The following is a 1,966-nucleotide window of genomic DNA, read 5'->3' as shown; positions in this document are numbered from 1 at the left end:
CAGGCGTTCGATGATCTCGCGCTGCCGGGCGACGTGGAAGCCGCGGTCCGGGGCGGCCTCCAGGTCGGCGGGCCGTTCGACGTCGTGCGCGGCGTACTCGCGCGCCCACAGTCCGGTCTTGACCCGGCTGGGCAGGTTCGCCATGCCGGGCCGGCGGCGGGCGCGGCGCAGCGCGGCCAGGTCCAGCTCGGCGGCGGCGACCAGCGTCTCCCCCGGCCCGGCCTGGGCCAGCGCGCGGCCCTCGTGGTCGATCACCTCCGAGCCGCCGTTGACGGAGTCGCCCGGGATCGCGATGCCGGACAGCCCGGCGGTGTTGGCCGAGACGACGAAGGCCAGGTTCTCCAGAGCGCGGGCGCGGCGGGCGACGGCCTTGGGCGTCAGGGCGGGCGAGTACGCCTCGGAGGTCGGGTTGCAGAACACCTCCGCGCCGCGCAGCGCCAGCGCCCTGGCCAGCTCGGGCACCAGGATCTCCTCCGAGGCGAGCGCGGCCAGGTTGCCGATCTCGGTGCGCGCGACCGGCAGCACGCCGTCGAGGCCGTACCGGTCGAGGTAGCGTTCCCACACGTCGTACGGCGTGGGCGTGAACAGCGAGTGCAGCCGCCGGTAGCGCAGCACCGCCTCCCCCGCCGGGGAGAGGATCACGCACGCCTGGAAGTACAGGCCGGGGAAGTGCTCGTCGCGCTCGTAGGCGTTGACGCACAGGAACACGTCCTCGTCGGCGGCGATCGCGGCCAGCGCCCGGTACTCGGGCCCGTCCACGTCGAGGGCGGCCTTCTCGCGCCACTCGGCCGGGCCCTGCCCGGCGGGGAAGCCGGTCAGGACGTACTCCGGCAGCACCACCAGCCGCAGGGCGGGGCCGAGCCACGCCTTGCTGCCGCCGACGCGCTCCGCCACGCGCCCGACGGCGGCGGCCAGGTCGGCGCGGTCGGTGACGGCCCTCGCCGCTACCTGGAGCGCCAGGGCGGTGTAGGCGGTCATGTCAGGCGGTCCGGTGCTCGTCGATCAGCGTGCGCCGGACGCACGCGCCGTTCCTGATCCACTGCCAGGTGCGGCTGCGGGAGTCGCCGTCCGGGCTCAGCACGATCAGCTCGAACAGCCGCAGGTCGTCGCCTTCGGCCTTGAAGCGCCAGGTCAGGTAGATGGTGCTGTCGTCGAGCTCCCAGAACTGGCCGGTCAGCCGGTCGGTGTCGAACGCGCACCGGCCGCCGCCCAGGTACGTGCCGGGGAACTCGTGCACCTCGGTGCGGCCGTCGTCCCAGCGGTAGCGGTTGGTCTGGTGGTAGCCGGTGTCGTCGACGATCGCGCAGGTCATCTCGACGTGGTGGCGGTCGATCACGGCGCCGTCCTTGTCGACGTGCACGTACTCGCCGGCCCACTCGCCCTCGTGGCGGGCCAGCAGCGGCATCTCGGCACGCAGTCCCATGCTCTATCCCTCCCTCGGGTGCCACCACGGGTCGGCGGCCCCGGACCGGTTGATCAGGTACGCCCTGCGGCGCAGGAACCGGCCGATCGAGGCGGCGCCCATGCGCGAGCCGCCGAGCCCCGACAGGCCGAAGGAGTTCTTCTCGCCCTCGTGGACGAGCGCGGTCAGCGCGGCGTCGTTGACGCTGACCGCGCCGGCGTTCAGCCGGGCCGCGACGGCCAGCGCCTCCTTCTCGGTGGCGGCGAACACGGCGGCCGACAGCCCGTACGCGCTGTCGTTGGCCAGCTCCACCGCCTCCTCCGCCCCGGACACGGCCATGACCGGCAGCACCGGCCCGAACGTCTCCTCCGTCATGACCAGCATGTCGTGCCGCACCCGCGACAGCACGGTGGGACGGCACCACAACCCGCCGCCGTGCCGCTCGATCGCGCCGCCCGTGTGGGTCAGAGGGCTTCTCCGAGGCCGCCGCGACCAGGACCGTGGACAGCCACGTCCGCGCGCTGCGCCGCAAGCTCGGCTCCGACGTGGTGCGCACCGTCCACG

General features: G+C 74.0%; 3 protein-coding genes. All 3 read right to left on the bottom strand.

Translation table 11 applies throughout. The features are described from left to right. The coding region (locus ACWCSD_RS52040; protein ID WP_449927239.1) for a nitrilase-related carbon-nitrogen hydrolase at positions 1-978 on the bottom strand (978 nt) is incomplete at its 3' end. A 1-nt stretch (position 979) separates the two neighbouring features. After that, positions 980-1,423 carry a hypothetical protein gene (locus ACWCSD_RS52035; RefSeq protein WP_397157856.1) on the bottom strand — a complete coding sequence of 148 codons (444 nt, stop codon included), beginning with the start codon at positions 1,421-1,423 and terminating at the stop codon, positions 980-982. Positions 1,424-1,426: 3 nt separating this feature from the next. Then, the gene (locus ACWCSD_RS52030) at positions 1,427-1,849 is read right to left on the bottom strand and encodes an aldehyde dehydrogenase family protein (protein WP_449927242.1); all 423 of its coding nucleotides are present in this window, start codon (positions 1,847-1,849) and stop codon (positions 1,427-1,429) included. Between the last annotated feature and the right edge of the window lie 117 nt (positions 1,850-1,966).

It is taken from the genome of Nonomuraea sp. NPDC001684 (assembly GCF_053596515.1).
Note: the sequence above shows the minus strand (reverse complement) of the source record. Positions and strands in the feature narration are given on the sequence as shown.

What these genes read in the sequence shown, in the direction of transcription:
- ACWCSD_RS52035 (WP_397157856.1), bottom strand. Translation starts at nt 1,423, where the DNA reads ATGGGACTGCGTGCCGAGATGCCGCTGCTGGCCCGCCACGAGGGCGAG.